Origin of the sequence: uncultured Sneathiella sp. (genome assembly GCF_963973085.1) — a bacterium.
Lineage (GTDB): Bacteria > Pseudomonadota > Alphaproteobacteria > Sneathiellales > Sneathiellaceae > Sneathiella.
This window is the reverse complement of record NZ_CAXAXA010000003.1, coordinates 394,453-410,624: the sequence shown is the minus strand read 5'-3', so window position 1 is coordinate 410,624 and position 16,172 is coordinate 394,453. Positions and strand designations below refer to the sequence as shown.

22 protein-coding genes are annotated in these 16,172 nt (G+C 48.7%); 10 read left to right on the top strand and 12 right to left on the bottom strand.

Going from position 1 to position 16,172, the window contains the following annotated elements; all coding sequences use genetic code 11:
* Positions 1 to 92: 92 nt before the first annotated feature.
* Both AACZ19_RS09880 and AACZ19_RS09875 read right to left on the bottom strand, forming a co-directional pair.
* On the bottom strand, positions 93 to 1,100 hold the full coding sequence (locus tag AACZ19_RS09880) for an LLM class flavin-dependent oxidoreductase (protein WP_339633441.1): 1,008 nt from the start codon (positions 1,098 to 1,100) through the stop codon (positions 93 to 95).
* Complete coding sequence (locus AACZ19_RS09875) at positions 1,097 to 1,564, bottom strand: Lrp/AsnC family transcriptional regulator (RefSeq protein WP_339633440.1); 468 nt, start codon at positions 1,562 to 1,564, stop codon at positions 1,097 to 1,099. Before AACZ19_RS09875 ends, AACZ19_RS09880 begins: the two co-directional genes overlap by 4 nt.
* A 128-nt stretch (positions 1,565 to 1,692) precedes the next feature.
* Here AACZ19_RS09875 and rocF point away from each other — a divergent pair, with 128 nt between their 5' ends.
* From rocF to AACZ19_RS09845, 6 genes are all read left to right on the top strand, one after another.
* Positions 1,693 to 2,625, top strand: coding sequence for an arginase (rocF, locus tag AACZ19_RS09870; RefSeq protein ID WP_339633439.1), 933 nt, complete (start codon positions 1,693 to 1,695; stop codon positions 2,623 to 2,625).
* Positions 2,626 to 2,627: 2 nt separating this feature from the next.
* Complete coding sequence (locus AACZ19_RS09865; RefSeq protein ID WP_339633438.1) at positions 2,628 to 3,686, top strand: ornithine cyclodeaminase; 1,059 nt, start codon at positions 2,628 to 2,630, stop codon at positions 3,684 to 3,686.
* 296 nt (positions 3,687 to 3,982) lie between these two features.
* The gene (locus AACZ19_RS09860) at positions 3,983 to 4,858 is read left to right on the top strand and encodes a fatty acid desaturase (protein WP_339633436.1); all 876 of its coding nucleotides are present in this window, start codon (positions 3,983 to 3,985) and stop codon (positions 4,856 to 4,858) included.
* Between the two features lie 72 nt (positions 4,859 to 4,930).
* The gene (locus tag AACZ19_RS09855) at positions 4,931 to 5,374 is read left to right on the top strand and encodes a MarR family winged helix-turn-helix transcriptional regulator (protein WP_339633434.1); all 444 of its coding nucleotides are present in this window, start codon (positions 4,931 to 4,933) and stop codon (positions 5,372 to 5,374) included.
* A gap of 48 nt (positions 5,375 to 5,422) precedes the next feature.
* Complete coding sequence (locus AACZ19_RS09850; protein WP_339633432.1) at positions 5,423 to 6,790, top strand: MATE family efflux transporter; 1,368 nt, start codon at positions 5,423 to 5,425, stop codon at positions 6,788 to 6,790.
* Between the two features lie 64 nt (positions 6,791 to 6,854).
* A complete protein-coding gene (locus tag AACZ19_RS09845) occupies positions 6,855 to 7,445 on the top strand; it encodes a LysE family transporter (protein ID WP_339633431.1) in 591 nt (196 codons plus the stop codon).
* 27 nt (positions 7,446 to 7,472) lie between these two features.
* Here AACZ19_RS09845 and AACZ19_RS09840 read toward each other — a convergent pair whose 3' ends face one another.
* From AACZ19_RS09840 to AACZ19_RS09830, 3 genes are all read right to left on the bottom strand, one after another.
* Positions 7,473 to 8,537, bottom strand: a complete 1,065-nt coding sequence (locus AACZ19_RS09840) for a DUF748 domain-containing protein (RefSeq protein WP_339633429.1) — start codon at positions 8,535 to 8,537, stop codon at positions 7,473 to 7,475.
* A gap of 11 nt (positions 8,538 to 8,548) precedes the next feature.
* Entirely contained in the window at positions 8,549 to 9,421 is an 873-nt protein-coding gene (locus AACZ19_RS09835; protein ID WP_339633427.1) for a YihY/virulence factor BrkB family protein, read from the bottom strand.
* Positions 9,422 to 9,766: 345 nt separating this feature from the next.
* Positions 9,767 to 9,901, bottom strand: a complete 135-nt coding sequence (locus AACZ19_RS09830; RefSeq protein WP_339633425.1) for a hypothetical protein — start codon at positions 9,899 to 9,901, stop codon at positions 9,767 to 9,769.
* Positions 9,902 to 10,079: 178 nt separating this feature from the next.
* Here AACZ19_RS09830 and AACZ19_RS09825 point away from each other — a divergent pair, with 178 nt between their 5' ends.
* Positions 10,080 to 10,355, top strand: a complete 276-nt coding sequence (locus AACZ19_RS09825) for a hypothetical protein (protein WP_339633423.1) — start codon at positions 10,080 to 10,082, stop codon at positions 10,353 to 10,355.
* On the top strand, positions 10,345 to 10,857 hold the full coding sequence (locus AACZ19_RS09820; protein ID WP_339633421.1) for an MgtC/SapB family protein: 513 nt from the start codon (positions 10,345 to 10,347) through the stop codon (positions 10,855 to 10,857). Before AACZ19_RS09825 ends, AACZ19_RS09820 begins: the two co-directional genes overlap by 11 nt.
* Positions 10,858 to 10,939: 82 nt before the next feature.
* Here the strand turns inward: AACZ19_RS09820 and AACZ19_RS09815 are convergent, their stop codons facing one another.
* The gene (locus tag AACZ19_RS09815) at positions 10,940 to 11,146 is read right to left on the bottom strand and encodes a CsbD family protein (protein ID WP_339633419.1); all 207 of its coding nucleotides are present in this window, start codon (positions 11,144 to 11,146) and stop codon (positions 10,940 to 10,942) included.
* A 31-nt stretch (positions 11,147 to 11,177) separates the two neighbouring features.
* Positions 11,178 to 12,008, bottom strand: a complete 831-nt coding sequence (locus tag AACZ19_RS09810; protein WP_339633417.1) for a PRC-barrel domain-containing protein — start codon at positions 12,006 to 12,008, stop codon at positions 11,178 to 11,180.
* 150 nt (positions 12,009 to 12,158) lie between these two features.
* Here AACZ19_RS09810 and AACZ19_RS09805 point away from each other — a divergent pair, with 150 nt between their 5' ends.
* Positions 12,159 to 12,605 (top strand): PA2169 family four-helix-bundle protein, encoded by a 447-nt coding sequence (locus AACZ19_RS09805; protein ID WP_339633415.1) that lies wholly within the window; start codon positions 12,159 to 12,161, stop codon positions 12,603 to 12,605.
* Positions 12,606 to 12,800: 195 nt separating this feature from the next.
* Positions 12,801 to 13,883, top strand: a complete 1,083-nt coding sequence (locus tag AACZ19_RS09800; RefSeq protein WP_339633413.1) for an endonuclease/exonuclease/phosphatase family protein — start codon at positions 12,801 to 12,803, stop codon at positions 13,881 to 13,883.
* 5 nt (positions 13,884 to 13,888) lie between these two features.
* Here AACZ19_RS09800 and AACZ19_RS09795 read toward each other — a convergent pair whose 3' ends face one another.
* The 5 genes from AACZ19_RS09795 to AACZ19_RS09775 form a co-directional block, all read right to left on the bottom strand.
* Entirely contained in the window at positions 13,889 to 14,098 is a 210-nt protein-coding gene (locus AACZ19_RS09795) for a hypothetical protein (protein WP_339633411.1), read from the bottom strand.
* 268 nt (positions 14,099 to 14,366) lie between these two features.
* Complete coding sequence (locus AACZ19_RS09790) at positions 14,367 to 14,516, bottom strand: entericidin A/B family lipoprotein (protein WP_339633410.1); 150 nt, start codon at positions 14,514 to 14,516, stop codon at positions 14,367 to 14,369.
* 65 nt (positions 14,517 to 14,581) lie between these two features.
* Positions 14,582 to 15,016 (bottom strand): hypothetical protein, encoded by a 435-nt coding sequence (locus AACZ19_RS09785; protein WP_339633409.1) that lies wholly within the window; start codon positions 15,014 to 15,016, stop codon positions 14,582 to 14,584.
* 3 nt (positions 15,017 to 15,019) lie between these two features.
* Complete coding sequence (locus AACZ19_RS09780) at positions 15,020 to 15,307, bottom strand: hypothetical protein (protein WP_339633407.1); 288 nt, start codon at positions 15,305 to 15,307, stop codon at positions 15,020 to 15,022.
* A gap of 67 nt (positions 15,308 to 15,374) precedes the next feature.
* Positions 15,375 to 16,097, bottom strand: a complete 723-nt coding sequence (locus tag AACZ19_RS09775; RefSeq protein WP_339633406.1) for a response regulator transcription factor — start codon at positions 16,095 to 16,097, stop codon at positions 15,375 to 15,377.
* Positions 16,098 to 16,172 lie beyond the last annotated feature (75 nt).

Sequence of the window (16,172 nt, the reverse complement as noted above, 5' to 3'; positions counted from 1 at the left end):
GGGGATTTATTCTTTGTGCTTCAATGCTTTAAATTCTAAAAACATTATATGGGTCTATCTTGACCACATCAGACAAGCAAACTACGAGAGCGTCAGGATGAATCTGATTTCGACAGCGCTTCCATTGCTTCGGCCGCTATTTCGAACGCATGGAGGCGAGCCTGATGATCAAAAATCTGGGCCGTCAGAATTATCTCGTCAGCCTCCGTTTCATACTGAAATTCCCGCAATCTCTCTTTTACATCACGGGCGTCACCAAGAGCCGTATGTGTCATAAATCGCGAGATCGCCGCTTTCTCTTGGGGGCCCAGTCTCTCCGCAAATCCATCGACTGGTGGCGGTAGCTTTATCGGCATGCCCCTCGCCAGACCAAGAACCCCTTGCATCAGGGACGTGACAATAACATCTGCTTCTTCACGGGTATCCGCAGCCTGGAGATTCATCGCCGCCATGACATAGGGTTTTTCCAATTGCCTCGAAGGCTTGAAGTTTTGCCTGTAAAGATGAAGCGCCTGCCTGAGGTCTGTCGGCGCAAAATGTGAGGCAAAGGCATATGGCAATCCGAAATGAGCGGCGAGTTCTGCGCCGTAAAGGCTCGACCCCAGTATCCAGAGCGGGACATTCAGACCGGCACCCGGAACCGCCTGAACTCGCTGGCCCGGCTCAGGATCAGCAAAATACTGCTGAAGTTCCAGCACATCCCGCGGAAAATTATCAACGCTTCCGTTCAATGACCGTCTGAGCGCCTGAGCTGTGATCCCGTCCGTTCCAGGCGCTCGACCCAGTCCCAAATCTATCCGGTCTGGGTAAAGTGAGGCGAGTGTCCCAAACTGCTCCGCTATTATCAGGGGGGCATGATTTGGCAGCATCACACCGCCGGAGCCGATCCGGATTTTCGTTGTTTGGGCGCCGACATGCGCGAGGAGAACCGCTGTTGCGGCGCTTGCAATCCCTGGAATATTATGGTGCTCCGCCAGCCAGTAGCGATGGTATCCCAACTTCTCGGCAAGCTGCGCAATTTCAACCGAATTTTTAAACGATTGCGCGGCCGTGCTTCCTTCCGTGATCGGAGCCAAGTCCAGGACAGATAATCGGGTCATTTTTTATCACCGCCTTTATTATTAAATAGCCCCACGACCCGGTTGCTGCGGTGAGTCGTCAGGTAAAGGTTGGTTTCACTCGCGTTAATGCCGTCAATTAACCGCATCTGCCGCAGCACCTTGTCGAGATCCGCCAGTGTTTCTGCCCCGAATTCAACGATAAGGTCCCAACGGCCGTTTGTCGAATGAATAGCCTGTATTTCCGGAAATCCACGCAAGCGGGTAATAATCCGTTCGTTCCCCTTGCCCTCGATTTCGATCAGAGTTATGCCGCGAACGGGCATGTCAGCCATGTCCTCTTTCAGCACAACCGTGAAGCCAAGGATTTCTTCTTCCGCCAGCAAACGATCGATCCGTGTTCGAACAGTGGCACGGGACAGCCGGAGAGAGAGAGCAAGCTCCGACACGGATGCGCGCGCGTTCTGCCGCAGGGCACTCACTAGCTGTCGATCAATATTATCCATAGTGATTAATTTTCATATCCAATTTGATAATAAGAGTGTCAATTTTTAACATTTTTTCCAATTGATACTTCCACTTGATAAGTTCAAATTCTCAATATGAAAAATACAGCAATTAGAGAAAATGGCAAATGAGCAGCAAATCAATATTATTGGTTGGCGTTCCGGCCGATCACGGCAGTTGGCGAAAAGGGTGTTTGATGGGACCCGATGCCCTTAGAACCGCCGGAATTATGGACATGCTGGAACGCCTTGGATATGAGGTGACAGATAGCGGAAATCTGGTGTCAGAACCATCTACGGAAATTCACCATTCAAATCCTCAGGTCCACCATCTCAGCGACTATGCCGCCCTGATTTCAAGCCTGGATCAATTCTGCCAAACGGAAGTTAAAGACCAGCACCTGCCGATCTTCATTGGCGGTGATCATTGTATTGCAGCCGGCATACTTCCCGCGCTCGCCCGACAAAGTGACGACGCTGGTCAGGAGCAGTTTGTCCTCTGGCTGGATGCTCATACGGATTTTCAAACTCTCGAAAGTACGGATACGGGAAATCTACACGGTACGCCCGTGACCTATATGATAGGCGATCCAAGTTTTAAAGGTTTTTTTCCGGCGCCCGCAAAACCTATCAAGCCAGAGAATATATGCATGATGGGTATCCGCTCTGTCGATCCGGCGGAACGGGAGCGCATTGCACGTACAGGCATTGATGTTCACGATATGCGGGCCATTGACGAGTTTGGCATTGCGCCGCCTCTGCGCCGCTTTATTGATCGGGTCCGGCGGGCCAATGGGCGACTTCACGTCAGCCTTGATATTGATTTTCTGGACCCCGGAATCGCCCCAGCTGTCGGCACAACGGTTGCGGGCGGCGTCAACTTCCGTGAAGCCCATCTGATGATGGAAATTCTATACGACAGTGGCTTAGTAACGTCTCTGGATATTGCCGAATTAAACCCATTTCTCGACGACCGCGGGCAGACCAGCAAGCTGGTTGTTGACCTAATCGCGAGTCTTTTTGGCCAGCGCGTTCTTGATACCCAGACAAGGAGCATCTGATCATGACTATCCATCCCCCGAAAGACATCAATATTGTCCCCTTTGTCAGCGTGGACAACATGATGAAGCTCGTCTTAAGCGTTGGTATCGAGACGTTTCTGGCTGAGCTTGCGGACTTCATCGAAGCGGATTTCCGCCGCTGGGAATTATTCGACAAGACACCCCGTATAGCCTCCCATTCATCGGAAGGGGTGATTGAGTTGATGCCAACGAGTGATGGCGAGGTATATGGATTTAAGTATGTCAACGGCCATCCAAAGAACACACGAACCGGACTGCAGACGGTCACTGGTTTTGGCGTCCTCTCGAATGTTAACAACGGATACCCGGTGCTGCTGTCAGAGATGACGATCCTGACTGCCCTTCGAACGGCGGCGACCTCTGCCGTGGCGGCAAAATATCTGGCGCCGGAGGACGCAGACTGCATGGCGATTATCGGTAACGGAGCGCAGGCTGAATTTCAGGCGATGGCCTTCAAGGCGCTCCTCAACATAAAAAAGTTAAGGCTATTTGATATCGACCGACGTGCCACGGAGAAATGCATTAGAAACCTGGCCGGTCGAGGTTTTGATATCACACCGTGCAAAAGCGCAGAGGAGGCCGTTGAAGGCGCACAGGTGATTACAACGGTCACAGCGGACAAACAATATGCCACCATCCTGACCGATAATATGGTGGGAAGCGGCATTCATATCAATGCGGTAGGCGGCGACTGCCCAGGAAAAACGGAGTTGCATTCAGACATTCTTCTGCGATCCGATATTTTCGTTGAATTCCCCCCGCAAACAAGAATCGAAGGGGAAATTCAGCAGCTGGCCGAGGATCATCCGGTCACAGAGCTCTGGCGGGTTATTTTCGGCGATACTCCCGGTCGGCGCAGCCAGGGCCAAACGACACTGTTTGACTCCGTTGGTTTTGCCACAGAGGATTTCTCCGCGTTGCGCTATGTACGGAGCAAATTGCCGGGAACGCCATTTTTTGACAGCCTCGATATGGTGGCCGACCCGGATGATCCGCGCGATCTGTTCGGCATGGTGCTGCGCGCCGCCAAACCGTCCTAACTCATTGAGTTAACCTGACCGGCACCGTTTCATCTTGATATTATAATAATTGAGGGGTACTGTCGCGGCATCTTTTACTATGGGAAGTTTATACTATTTCCAGTTTTTCCGGACAGGGACAGGTTACGCCGTCCACCGACACATCGCTCTTCGACATTAACGCTAGCAGAACATTCGATCGGAAATGGTCGGAAGTTGCTCGGACTTTCGCCCGTCCGGATGCCAAGCGTGGCATTTTCCAGTTACTGACAACGGTTATTCCACTGATCGCGCTTTGGGCCGCCATGATCATTATTGTGGATGATGCTTATTGGCTTGCGCTTTTGCTGTCTGTTCCAGCTGCTGCCTTCACCGTACGGCTTTTTATTATCCAGCATGATTGCGGGCATCATTCTTTTTTCCGCTCACCCCGTTTGAATGACTTGGTGGGCCGCCTGATCGGGATAGTTACTCTGACACCGCACGAATATTGGCGGCGTTCACATAACACCCATCATGCAACATGTGGCAATCTGCAAAAGCGGGGAATCGGTGATGTCAGTTTGCTGACCGTTGCCGAGTATCAAGCTCTCGGCCGCTGGAAGAGACTTGCCTACCGGATATATCGAATGCCTGCCGTCATTCTCGGGATTGGGCCTCTTTATCTTTTTGTCATCAAATACAGGCTGCCTCTTGATCTCATTCGCCAGCGCCCGGCATTGCTAATTGGCATTATGGGAACAAATCTTGGAATTTTGGCCATATTGTTGACACTCGGCTTCAGTTTCGGATTTGTAGACATCCTGATGGTGCAGATACCCGTGGTAATCCTTTCGTCGACGGCAGGAGTCTGGTTATTCTATGTTCAGCATCAGTTCGAGCATACTTACTGGCGAAATAAAGAAGACTGGAATATTCACGAAGCCTCAGTGATGGCAAGCAGCTACTATGATTTACCACAGCCGCTCCGCTGGTTTTCGGGGAATATCGGCATTCACCATATTCATCATCTCTCCTGCCGCATCCCCAATTACCGGCTAGGTGCCTGTCTAGCTGAGATTCCGGCGCTCAAATCCCTTAATCGCATCGGCATTCGCGACAGTCTTTCCTGCCTGCGACTGGCATTATGGGATGAAAATACACAACGCCTTATTTCCTTTAAGTGCCTTCGAAAGCTCGCCCCAACGTCATAGTTATTTCGAGTATTTTCACCAGCATGCAACTAATTCCTTGAATTTAGCTGCATATGCAGCTAAATAATCAAAATGAACGATAATTCGATAACTGACGCGACACCTGCCTGTATTTGCCTGCGATTCCGCAAGGCGGCACGTCGCGTAAGCCAGATTTACGATCAACATCTGGAACCCTACGGACTTACCATTACCCAATATGGCCTACTCGGACATATTCACCGGTTTGAAGGGATAGGTGTTGGTGCGCTCGCGGACAAGCTAGTGATGGACCCAACAACTCTTACCCGGAACCTGCGGCCGTTGGAACGCAAGGGTTTTGTCCTCATGACGCCGGATGAGGATGACCGACGGAGCCGCAATCTGAACCTGACGACATCCGGAAGAAGAATACTTGATGCCGCCCGTCCGGGATGGCGCGCAGCCCAAGAAAAGATCAGAACTGTTCTCGGGCCCGACAACAATAAGCTGATGATCGATACCATTGATCAAATGATCGATGACCTCAGAGAATAATTTTTTTGCTCAATTATCTGCATATACAGATAAATAACAGGAACTCATATGATTCAGGAGAGTGCAATCGTCGCAGAGGCAATCCCGACAAAAAGCAATCCGCTGCTCACAGCTCCTATTCTCGGAACGTTAGCCCGCCTCAGCATTCCCAACGTTATTGCAATGCTTGCAACGTCTCTCGTCGCAGTGGCCGAAACGGCATATGCAGGACAACTCGGCACGCCCGCTTTGGCGGGCCTGGCTTTGGTTTTCCCGATGGTCATGCTCCAGCAAATGCTGTCGGCAGGCGCCATGGGTGGCGGCGTTTCCTCCTCGATCAGCCGGGCGCTCGGCGCAGGAAATGAGGTTCGTGCAGCCCGCCTTGCCCTTCATGCCATACTCATCGGCGGACTGGCTGGGCTTTTCTTCAGTGCGTTCTTCCTTCTCCTCGGGAAGCCCATATACAGTCTGCTGGGGGGAGAAGGGGTCGCCTTGGCAGAGGCGCTGGCGTATTCAAACATCGTGTTTTACGGCGCAATCGGAGTTTGGATGACCAATACTCTCGCCTCGATCATTCGGGGGGGTGGCGATATGAAAACACCCTCCATTACCTTGCTCATCGTCGCAGTGTCGCAATTCATGCTGGCAGGTGCATTCAGTCTCGGATGGGGGCCTTTCCCTGCCCTCGGGATGGCCGGGATCGGCATTGGTCTCGTGATTGCATTCAGTGTTTCGACTCTGTTCCTGTTTTGGTATCTGTTATCCGGCCGTGCCCGTGTAACCCTCTCATTCCAGAATTTCCGACTGCAATCCGAGATGTTTCGCGACATCCTTAAAGTCGGTGCGGTTTCCTGCATCTCTCCGCTTCAGACGGTACTGACCATCTTGATCCTGACCCGCCTCGTTTCAGAATTTGGGCTGGAGGCGCTGGCCGGATATGGGATTGGTGCGCGGCTGGAATTCCTTGTCGTGCCCATCGCCTTTGCCATTGGTGTTGCCTGCGTTCCCATGGTTGGCATGGCCATTGGCGCGGGTAACGTCGTCAGGGCTCGACAGGTTGCCTGGACAGGCGGCATCAGTGCAGGGCTGTCTATTGGGCTTATCGGATTTATTGTCGCCCTTTTCCCGAACATCTGGTCCGGAATGTTTACGGATGTGCCAGCTGTATTAGATTCTGCCGGATTGTATTTTGCCTGGATTGGGCCTTTTTACGGCCTCTTCGGCCTCGGCCTCTGCCTATATTTTTCTTCACAGGGAGCAGGAAAAGTCCTGGGCCCGGTCATTGCGGGCACCGTTCGTCTGGTGATCGTAGCAATCGGCGGGCTCCTTCTTGCGGCAGGCAATGCACCTGACTGGACCATTTTTGCATTGATTGGCATTGCGATGGCAATTTATGGTGCAGCAACGGCATTCGCTGTATATCTTGCCCGCTGGTGACCGGTTAAGACATTCGGTGCCTCAACCGTCCTATCCGGCCAGACTGACCAAGCGGAACGTATGTATGATTACATTTGCTTTTGCCATCCTGTTTCTGATCATTACGCCCGGACCTGGTGTTTTATCAACGGCCGGAGTCGGTTCAGCGTTCGGACGGCCAGCCGGCATTCGCTATGTAACCGGGCTTTGTATCGGCAATAATCTTGTTGCCCTTGCTGTCGTTTCCGGGCTGGCCGCAATAGTTTTGGCCGTTCCTATGGTCCGCAACATCCTGTTTGCGCTATCGGCCCTATATCTATTGTATCTTGCCTTCAGGATTGCGACAGCAGGCGCAAAGATTGCCTTTATTGAGTCAAGCCGTGAACCAGGCATCTGGGCCGGCATTACTCTCCAGCTGATTAATCCGAAAGCCTACGCCGTCAATACAGCAATCTTCAGCGGTTTCCCCTTCATGCAGGACACCCTTGTTATTGAAACAGTTTTGAAGTTTGCAATCTTGAATGCAATCTGGATCCCGATACACCTGCTTTGGCTGGCAGCGGGAATCCTGATCAAGCGTCTCGAGCTTGCACCGCATATCCAGTTTCGCATCAATCTCCTGATGGCAGGGGCGATGCTGTTGGTGGTCGCCCTCGCGGTCTATGCTCAGTTTTGATCATAATGCTAAGCTGAGCAATTTCAGCTATTCCTCTTTCTCGATTGCATCCTGAAAATTAATCGTCCCGTCCTCATTTTTCGTAAACGCTTTTTCAAATGCATTCGAAAAAATACTGATAAATGCTGGCCATAAATCGCCTTCCGGGTTATCGAGATTACCCTCGATCGGAACACGGAGGGCAAACTGATCTTTGGGCTGGTTCTCGAAAAGTTCGACAAAACCCGATACCAGCGTTTCCCATAACGCATTAAGCGGGTTTTCCTCCTGTTCCGTACTCACCATTGTCACGTCGGTCGCGACCAGTTTTATATATCCCGTCACGTCGCCGTCCGCTGCAGCCAACTCACTGAAAATACCGATTTTCCCGCCCTCAAAATCAATTGCAGCATAGGCGCGTCCATAATCGTTAAAGGCCTCGAGATTGGCCTCTTTGAGCTGCGATGTCGTATCGAAATCCGGTATTTCCCTGAAAATATTCAGACGTCCATCAAAGCTCAGTACTCCGTCGCCGATGGACGTTCCTGAAATTGTGATGTGAGAAGGCAAGGGGTTTTCCTTGTCGGTAACATTCCGAAGGTTCGTTACCGTCGCATCTATATCTTTAACGAAGAGATTAATATTGGGCTCGGCGGTATAGTCGATATAGGCAACCCTACCTCCGTGAACGGCAAGGCGGTTTATATTAAAGGGAGACAAGGCATCGACAAGCTCGAGCCAACCGCCTCCCTCACCTGTCTGCGTCTTGGAGAAGTTCAGATCGGCACCATAAATATCGATTTCCGCGACCACTGCGCCCTCGAGAAGCGCTTTCCACTCAACAGATAAGTCAACTGTTCGTGCCGCAGCGAAAGGTACGTCAAGCCCATTCTCCTGTTTCCGAATTTCAAGCGTATGAATTTTATAAGCCCCGCGCCAGAGATTAAGGTCAATGTCCTGTATGCCACCGCGATACCCATCGAGAAGTGCTATCTGTGTATTCACATAGTCCTTAACCCAGAAAGGCAGATACAAACGCCCCGCGACCAACACTGCCGCAATAACAATTACGACAATGACAGCTATCTTTCGCTTAGGGTGAGTTTTGAACATGCCTCAACCTTTCACCGGCGATTATCTATAATGCCGCTCGGCCTAACCTGACGTGCTTTGTCTTCTTCCGTATAGGTCCTGGAAAATTCCGCCCCGATCAGCAGAATCAGACAGGAATAGGAAACCCAAAGCATCACCAGGATCACCGAACCGGCAGCACCGAAGCTGGATGCTGGCTCCGCTAGCTTGAAGTAGAAGTTCAAGGCGTACTCACCGATAGAGAATAGTATGGCAGATATCGCTCCGCCATAAAATGCAACATCCCAATCCACATGCGCATCCGGCAGTATTTTAAAAATAAGGGCAAATAGAGTAACAATTATACAGAACGAGAAAGCGCTGTTTAAAATCATCAACCCCCGCGCCCATTCCGGCGAAAACTGCGCGGCAAACCAGTCACTAAAAATAGTAAAGAAGGCTGTAAAGGTCAGGGAAACGAGCAGCAAGAATCCAACTATCAGAATAAGTCCGAAGGATATCAGACGACTTTTCAAGAAAACCCACAATCCCGCTTTTTGGCTTAATTCCACATCCCAAATGAAATTCAAGGATCGTTGCAGTTGTGCAAACAATCCAGTGGCGCCGAATATCAGTGTCGCTACACCGGCAATCATGGCCCAGAGATCACGATCTCTTTGCTGAGTTTCTTCAACAATTTTCTTGATACTTAAGGAAACATCCCGGCCCAGTATATTGCCAATGTACCCCAGTATTTCCGTTTCCACCCTTTGCTGGTCGAAGAAAACTGCGGCCACGGCCATTACAATGATCAGAAGACCGGGCAGCGAGAAAATCGCGTAATATGCGGCAGCGGCACTTTGTGTGAACGGATCATCGCTCAACCAATTTCGAAAAGTTTTATAAAGGGTCGTGATAAAGAACAATATTCTGCTCCAATATCATTGCTAAGTCTCATTTCTGGCCCCAACCGATCAATTTTAAAACTCCACCCGCAGTGTCGAATTTCTGTGCGGATGGAGTTTCAGGTTTTTCACCCGCGCACAACACTACCTGGTTGCAATGATATACACGGCGTGGATTATGCCAGGTATGTAGCCAAAAATTGTCAGCAGCACATTTATCCAAAAGTGCTTGCCCAAACCAACTTCAAAAAAAACGCCGAGCGGCGGCAAGATCACTGCAAGTATGATCTTGAGAATGTCGCCCAGCATGCTGTCGCTTGTTCTAGCTAGAGGCATTTGTATTTATCCCAGAATGAGAGCTATCAATCAGGTGGCGTCATCGATTTCGTCTGTTACTTCCTCAACCGCTTCACCAACAGGGCTTTCCTGTTCACAGGCGCTAAGCGCCAAAGGGGCGGCCACCAGAACAAACCCCATCAACATCATTTTCAAGACTTTCATAACTTTTCTCCTCTCATCATAAGTTCCGATCAACAAACGTTGGCACTCATATTTGGTTCCCAGAATTATTAATTCATGGCGATACGGTAAAAATTGAAGGATGCATAGACAGGCTTCGGGGAACCATCGGCAGGCTCAAATGTTGGTTTAGCCATTCACTTAATAAAAGGAAAACATCATGAGCGAAGTACGCCCGTCACTGGAGGAAATCTTGAAAGATCCTTCAGCTGTTTTTGATTCACCCCACGATGTAGTTGATGATACGCATCTCAGTGATGAAGATAAGAGCGAAATCCTGAAAACCTGGAAGGAAGACGCGAAAGCCCTTATTCGCGCCGAGTCCGAGAATATGGAAAGTGCAAAACGCACTTCCCCCGCTCCCGAACTACTCACTGAGATTTCGAACATTCAAATCGAATTCGAAGAAGCGCGAGAGAACAATAATGATAGCTGATCTGACGGGTGAACTTGCATATTTATCATGGCAAGAGCTTTTGCTGCGTGTCGGAATGGCAATGGTGTTCGGGTTGATATTGGGCCTTGAACGGGATACGAAAAACAAGCCGATAGATTTCAGGGCGTATATGATTGTTTCTGTTACAACCTGTGTTCTTGCCATTCTGGGACAGGAAATTTATTCAGACTTTTCCGATGCCAGCAAAATCATGCGGGTCGACATCGCCAATATAATCGCCGGGGTCATGACCGGCATCGGTTTTCTGGGTGCAGGCGCGATCATACGTCGTGATAACAGTCGGGTCATCGGCACCGCAACCGGAGCCAGCATCTGGGCGGCAGGCGGAATTGGCCTCACTATCGGTTTCGGATTTTATAGCCTGGGGATTGTCTCATTTATAGCGATTGGAATTATCCTTCTAGCTGGCGGCATCGTAAGAGCGAAGTTTTCCGGCATAGATGACAAGGAAATCAAAGACGAAAAACTGAGGGAAGAATAACAAATGGGGTAAGTGATATAAGTATCTACATGAACAAAAAAAGCGCCGCAATCAACTGCGGCGCTTTCTTTTCGGGCACCTCTTAGGAGGCAACGTCCCGTTCAAATTTATTCAGCATGTCTTCCGCTTCTTCACGAGCCACGCCATACTTTTCCTGTATTCGACCGAGAAAAACTTCTCGGTCACCATCTATTTGATCCAGATCATCGTCAGTCAGCTTACCCCATTTTTTCTGGGCTTCACCTTTGATCTGCTTCCATTTTCCTTTTAGGATATCTTCATTTACCATGATTCATACTCTCTGTTTATTTGTGCGAGATCTAGTTAGTAGGAGAAGACTTATAGTTCGAAATCAGTGACGCCTTCTTTTCAGTCAGCTGATACTCATACTCGTCTTCAACCTGGACAATTTTCGCGGTGTCATAGGGAAGGCTCAATTCTTCACCACCAAGCCCGAGGATTTTATCCACACCGACAACAAGCTGGCTTGCCTTGCCGTCCTTGAAGGTAATGTCTTCGACATCGCCCATGGATTCACCCTTCACATTGACAAGCTTGGCATCAAGAAGTTTCTCGACGCTATACCCGGAATTGGGAATCATGCGCACCTTATCATTCGTGCTATCCTTGTCGTATGTAAACTCGGTTGCACGCTCGATCGCACCCTCAGTGATAGGCATGATAACATCACCATCTGCATTCATGCGGACCATGCTGTCGTAATCAAATGCAGCCAGTTTACCAAGGCCGAAGAAGTCGCCATCGCCCACTACTACTAAGACGGCTTTGCCATCTTGATCCAGGATCACATCCTGGATGACGCCAACTCGTTCCTCTTCGGAATTATATGCAGGTTCGCCAATGATGCCTGTTGCCATCGTACGGGGGTTAATCTGCACGTCTTTAATATCGAGCATGTCATCATTTTCATTGAAGACAAATTCCTTAAGGTCCCTGTAAGCCTCTTTCGTGGCTTCCGCTGTTTCTTCGGCTGCTTCTTTAGTTGCTTCCTTGGTTTTGTCCCAGCCCTCCTTGACTTCCTGTGTCATTTCTTTGGAAGTATTGTCTTCTGTTTTCGCCGTCTCACTATAAGCGGGTGCTGCGCTCATAAGGGCGACTATAGAAGCTGTTGCAAGAATTTTCGTTTTCATAATTTGCTCCTTCATGGTGTCGTAATTTGTCGTACACAGGACGAACGAGCGGTCGGGAAAAAGGTTCCTCATATTTCGGAACCTTTTATTTCTCTTTGTGTTGGTAATTATGCAGTTGTCTACGAAATTCGGGAAAGGAGGTAGGTGACCATGCAAAAACATACGATCAAGATGCTCAACGATCTCGTCAACCGTTGTGAAGACGCTAAGGAGTTCTATACCAGCGCTGCACGCCAAACAAAAAATGAAGAATTGAAAAACACCTTCATGAAAATGGCATCAACGCGAGAGAGTATTATTATAAATTTAAAATCACATGCGAATTCCCTCGCCAGCGAACTTGACGACGGCGGTACCTTTTCGGGCCAAGCGTCAAATATATTCAAGCTCCTGAAAGCCAGATTAGGTGACACAGATGTTTCATTGGTAAAGGAACTGGAAGCTGCGGAAAACAAAACCCTAGAAGATTTTCGTAAAGCGCTGGAAAGCGATCCACCGGAAGCAACTCGCCAGCTGATCGAACGACAGTTGCGTATTCTCACCCAAACACACAATCACATGAAAAACATGAAAGAAAAGCTGAAGAAGGTTGCGTGAGTTTTTAAAATCAATTTATTTGATTATAGATGTATAAAATAATCACCAAATAAAATATTGATATCATTTAACTCTAACCAAATTAGCAAAATTGCCTTAAAGAACGACATTGGCGTATATTGAGGTTTAAAATAGGCTAAAATAAGCTGCCCGCCTATCTCATACAAACCGGCCTATTTTTAAAGGGTTTTCCTCATGACGTACTTTTTATTGGGTATCCCCGCCGCGTTTTGTCTTGCGGCCAGCTTAATGCCCTTTATCCCCATAGCACATGGCATATTTCGTATGTTTGATTTCTGCCGACTGCAAATTGCCGCAATCGCGACATTCCTCTTAATCCTGACGGCAGTGCTTCTACCTTCGAATTTATATTCTCTTACCTTCATTGGGATGTCACTGGGTACAATAGCGATCCAGCTTTATTATATCATACGGTTCACGCCGTTGTGGCCTAAGCAATCTGTTAACCATGACTCGGACCAGCAAAATGCGGCAACCTTCAGCTTGCTTGTTTGCAACGTTAAGCAAGGTAATGAGGATCATTCACGGCTGGCCAGACTGATAGAGAGGCGTGACCCCGATATAATAATTCTCATGGAAACCGACCAAACCTGGCTCAACTCTCTTGCTACCGTTCTCGATCCGTATGAACATAAAGTAAGTTGCCCGCAGGATAACAGCTACGGGATGCATCTGGTATCACGGCTGAAAATGTTAAGCGGCGATATTAAGTTACTCCTGAACGAAGAAATTCCGAGTTTTCATTGCCGCTTTGAGATAGGGGACGGTCATAATTTTGATATGATCTCTATACATCCCGAGCCGCCAATTCCACATCATGATACAATTGGTCGAGATGCAGAGATTTTGCTCGCTGGCGAGTTGGCGACGAAACGGGAACGCCCAATGATTGTTACCGGTGACCTGAATGATGTCGCCTGGTCAGAAACCACACGGCGTTTTCTGAGAATTTCCCGGTTGCTGGATCCACGTCAGGGTCGCGGTATGTATAATACCTTCGATGCACGCATCCCTTTTTTAAGATGGCCACTGGATCATATTTTTCACTCTCAAGAGTTCGAGCTCGTGTCGATCAGCCGCGAACCATCCGTCGGATCGGATCACTTTCCAATGTTTTATGAATTTTCTCTGGTTTATGAAAATGGCAACTCGCTGCCTGATAAGCCCACCGAAGACGATTTAGAGGACGCAAAATCATTAATTGGCACTGAAAATGGCCGGTCTCGAAAACCTGTTGGCGAAAATTGGGAAGACTGAGAAACCTATTTCCCTTCCGGAACGCTCGCTTCGGCGACACGCTTTGCAACTTCTATGTCATTGGATACGCCGCTCGCCACAATTGTTCCGTGATAAACAACAGCCCATTTCCATGAATCTACCGGCTGATCGCATTCCCAATCCCGTTTCTGCTTTTCCACCATTAGCTCATAGTCGCCAGCATCCGCGCATATCTTTTGAGCTTCCCATTGCATTATTCTGTTACCTCAACATATTTCATTCGCCACCAGTAATAGCGAGTGCAGAAAATAAATTTGGCGGAATCGTTATTCGAACAGTAATTCGCCAAATTGCATCGATGGAATGAAGCTAATATGTAACTTCAAAGTAAGGCAGCGTATATCTAATTGTTAATTATCAGCTCAGGCAAGATAAAACCGCCTTGAAAGGCGGTTTTATCTTTCGAAGTTCAGATCATTCGAGGAAGCACGGCCTCCCGGCTATCCTTTTCAGATGCGCTGATTAGTCATCAGCTTCTTTTTGTATGGCCTTGCCGGCCTTTTCAATATCCTCGCCAGCTCCTTCCATGGTTTCACAGGCGGTCAGTGAAAGCGCGGACACTGCAAAGAGTGCCAACACAAGATATCGGAATTGTTTATGAATCGTAAGCATTTATCTGTCCTTTCAATAGGTCCCGGTTATCAGCACTACCAACACAATTCAGGCCGAAAAGTTCCCTATTTCTTAAGATACTTGGCCGCGGCAAATCCCGCGATTCCAGCAAGAAGCAGCGTCGTTTTCGGGTTGCTGTTGATTGAATTTTCGAATTCTTCACCCGCTACTGATGCCGCGACTGCCATCATTTGCGAAACCTCGTCCGCTTGCGGTTGCTCTTTGGGTTTTGAGCGCACTGCAAGATAGGTAATCAAAGCGATGATCAGGCATGCCAAAATGACAACACCCGCTGTGGCCAACGCCGCCAGATGGAGAGACGTATAAAGTCCCATCCAGCTATAAAACGACAATGCCAGGAAGAATAACGCGATAAATGATAGCGCAACAGTCAGCGCAATCGCAGTTATCCCGATTGCCCCACGTTGCAAAATCTCAGATTTTCGCGGCAACAAACTATCCGAGATAACTTGCTGCAGAATTTGGAATAAGGGATTCACAAGCTAGCTCCGATTGCGAAGCAACATACTCGCGAGAAAGCCTGCGGCAAACGCAATCGCAATGCTCTGACCTGGTTTCTCTCTCACATGATCTTCAATGTGGTGAAGACCATCCTGTCCGCGATCTTTCAATTCGCCCAGCTTTTCCTTTGTTTTTGCACTGAGCTTGTCCGCCCCTTCAACTCCATCTCTTTTAAGGCTGGACGTAAGTTCGGATACATGAGTTTTCAAAGACGCAAGGTCCTCTTTAAGCTCATTGATTTCCGGATAGGAATCGGCTGCTTTGGTCATTATAAAACTCCATTATTGATCTAGCTTGTCCTGCAACAAACGAACAAATCAAAAAAGAGTTCCACGATTAATCAGGAGGCGAGAACATATACCCGACACCGCGCATGGTTTTTATGAGGCGCATGCCATCATCTCCAAGCTTTTTGCGGATACGCCCGATCTGTATATCAATCGCACGGTCATATGTATCGTACTCACCATCACGCGTCAGTTCAAATAGTTGTTCACGGCTAAGCGTTCGGTTTGGCGCCATGACCAGGGCCTCCAACAACTTAAATTCCCCGATCGTCATATCGAGAGAATCATGGTTGCTATCAAAAACCTGGAACTGGTCTCTATCCAAGGTGAATTCGCCGAAACTAAGGTTTTCCTTCAAATCCGGCTCCGATGCTTTCGCTTGTGCAGTAGAAGCAGGTATCTTCTCCTCGACACGCCTCAAGAATGCTTTGATGCGTGCTTTCAGCTCCCGGAGTTCAAAAGGCTTGGTCAGATAATCGTCTGCACCCATCTCAAGGCAAATGACCTTCTCGGTTGTATCATTCTTTCCACTGACGACAATAACGGGAGCCTGGGTATGTTGGCGGATCACGGGAATCAAGCTGATGCCATCCGTATCCGACAAAACGAGATCAAGCAAAATGATGTCAGGTTGTTCTTTTGTTAACTTTTCCGGCAGTCCCGAGCCATCCTTCATTGAAACAAAAGAATACCCCTCACCCTCAAGATACACTTCCAAAACGACCTGAAGCCCTGCGTCATCGTCAACTGACAGCACAACTCCCTTACTCATCACGTTAATTCCTTATTACGTTGCCCAAAATATTTATACGGCCAGTTACGAAATTGATACAAACATTTTCACAAT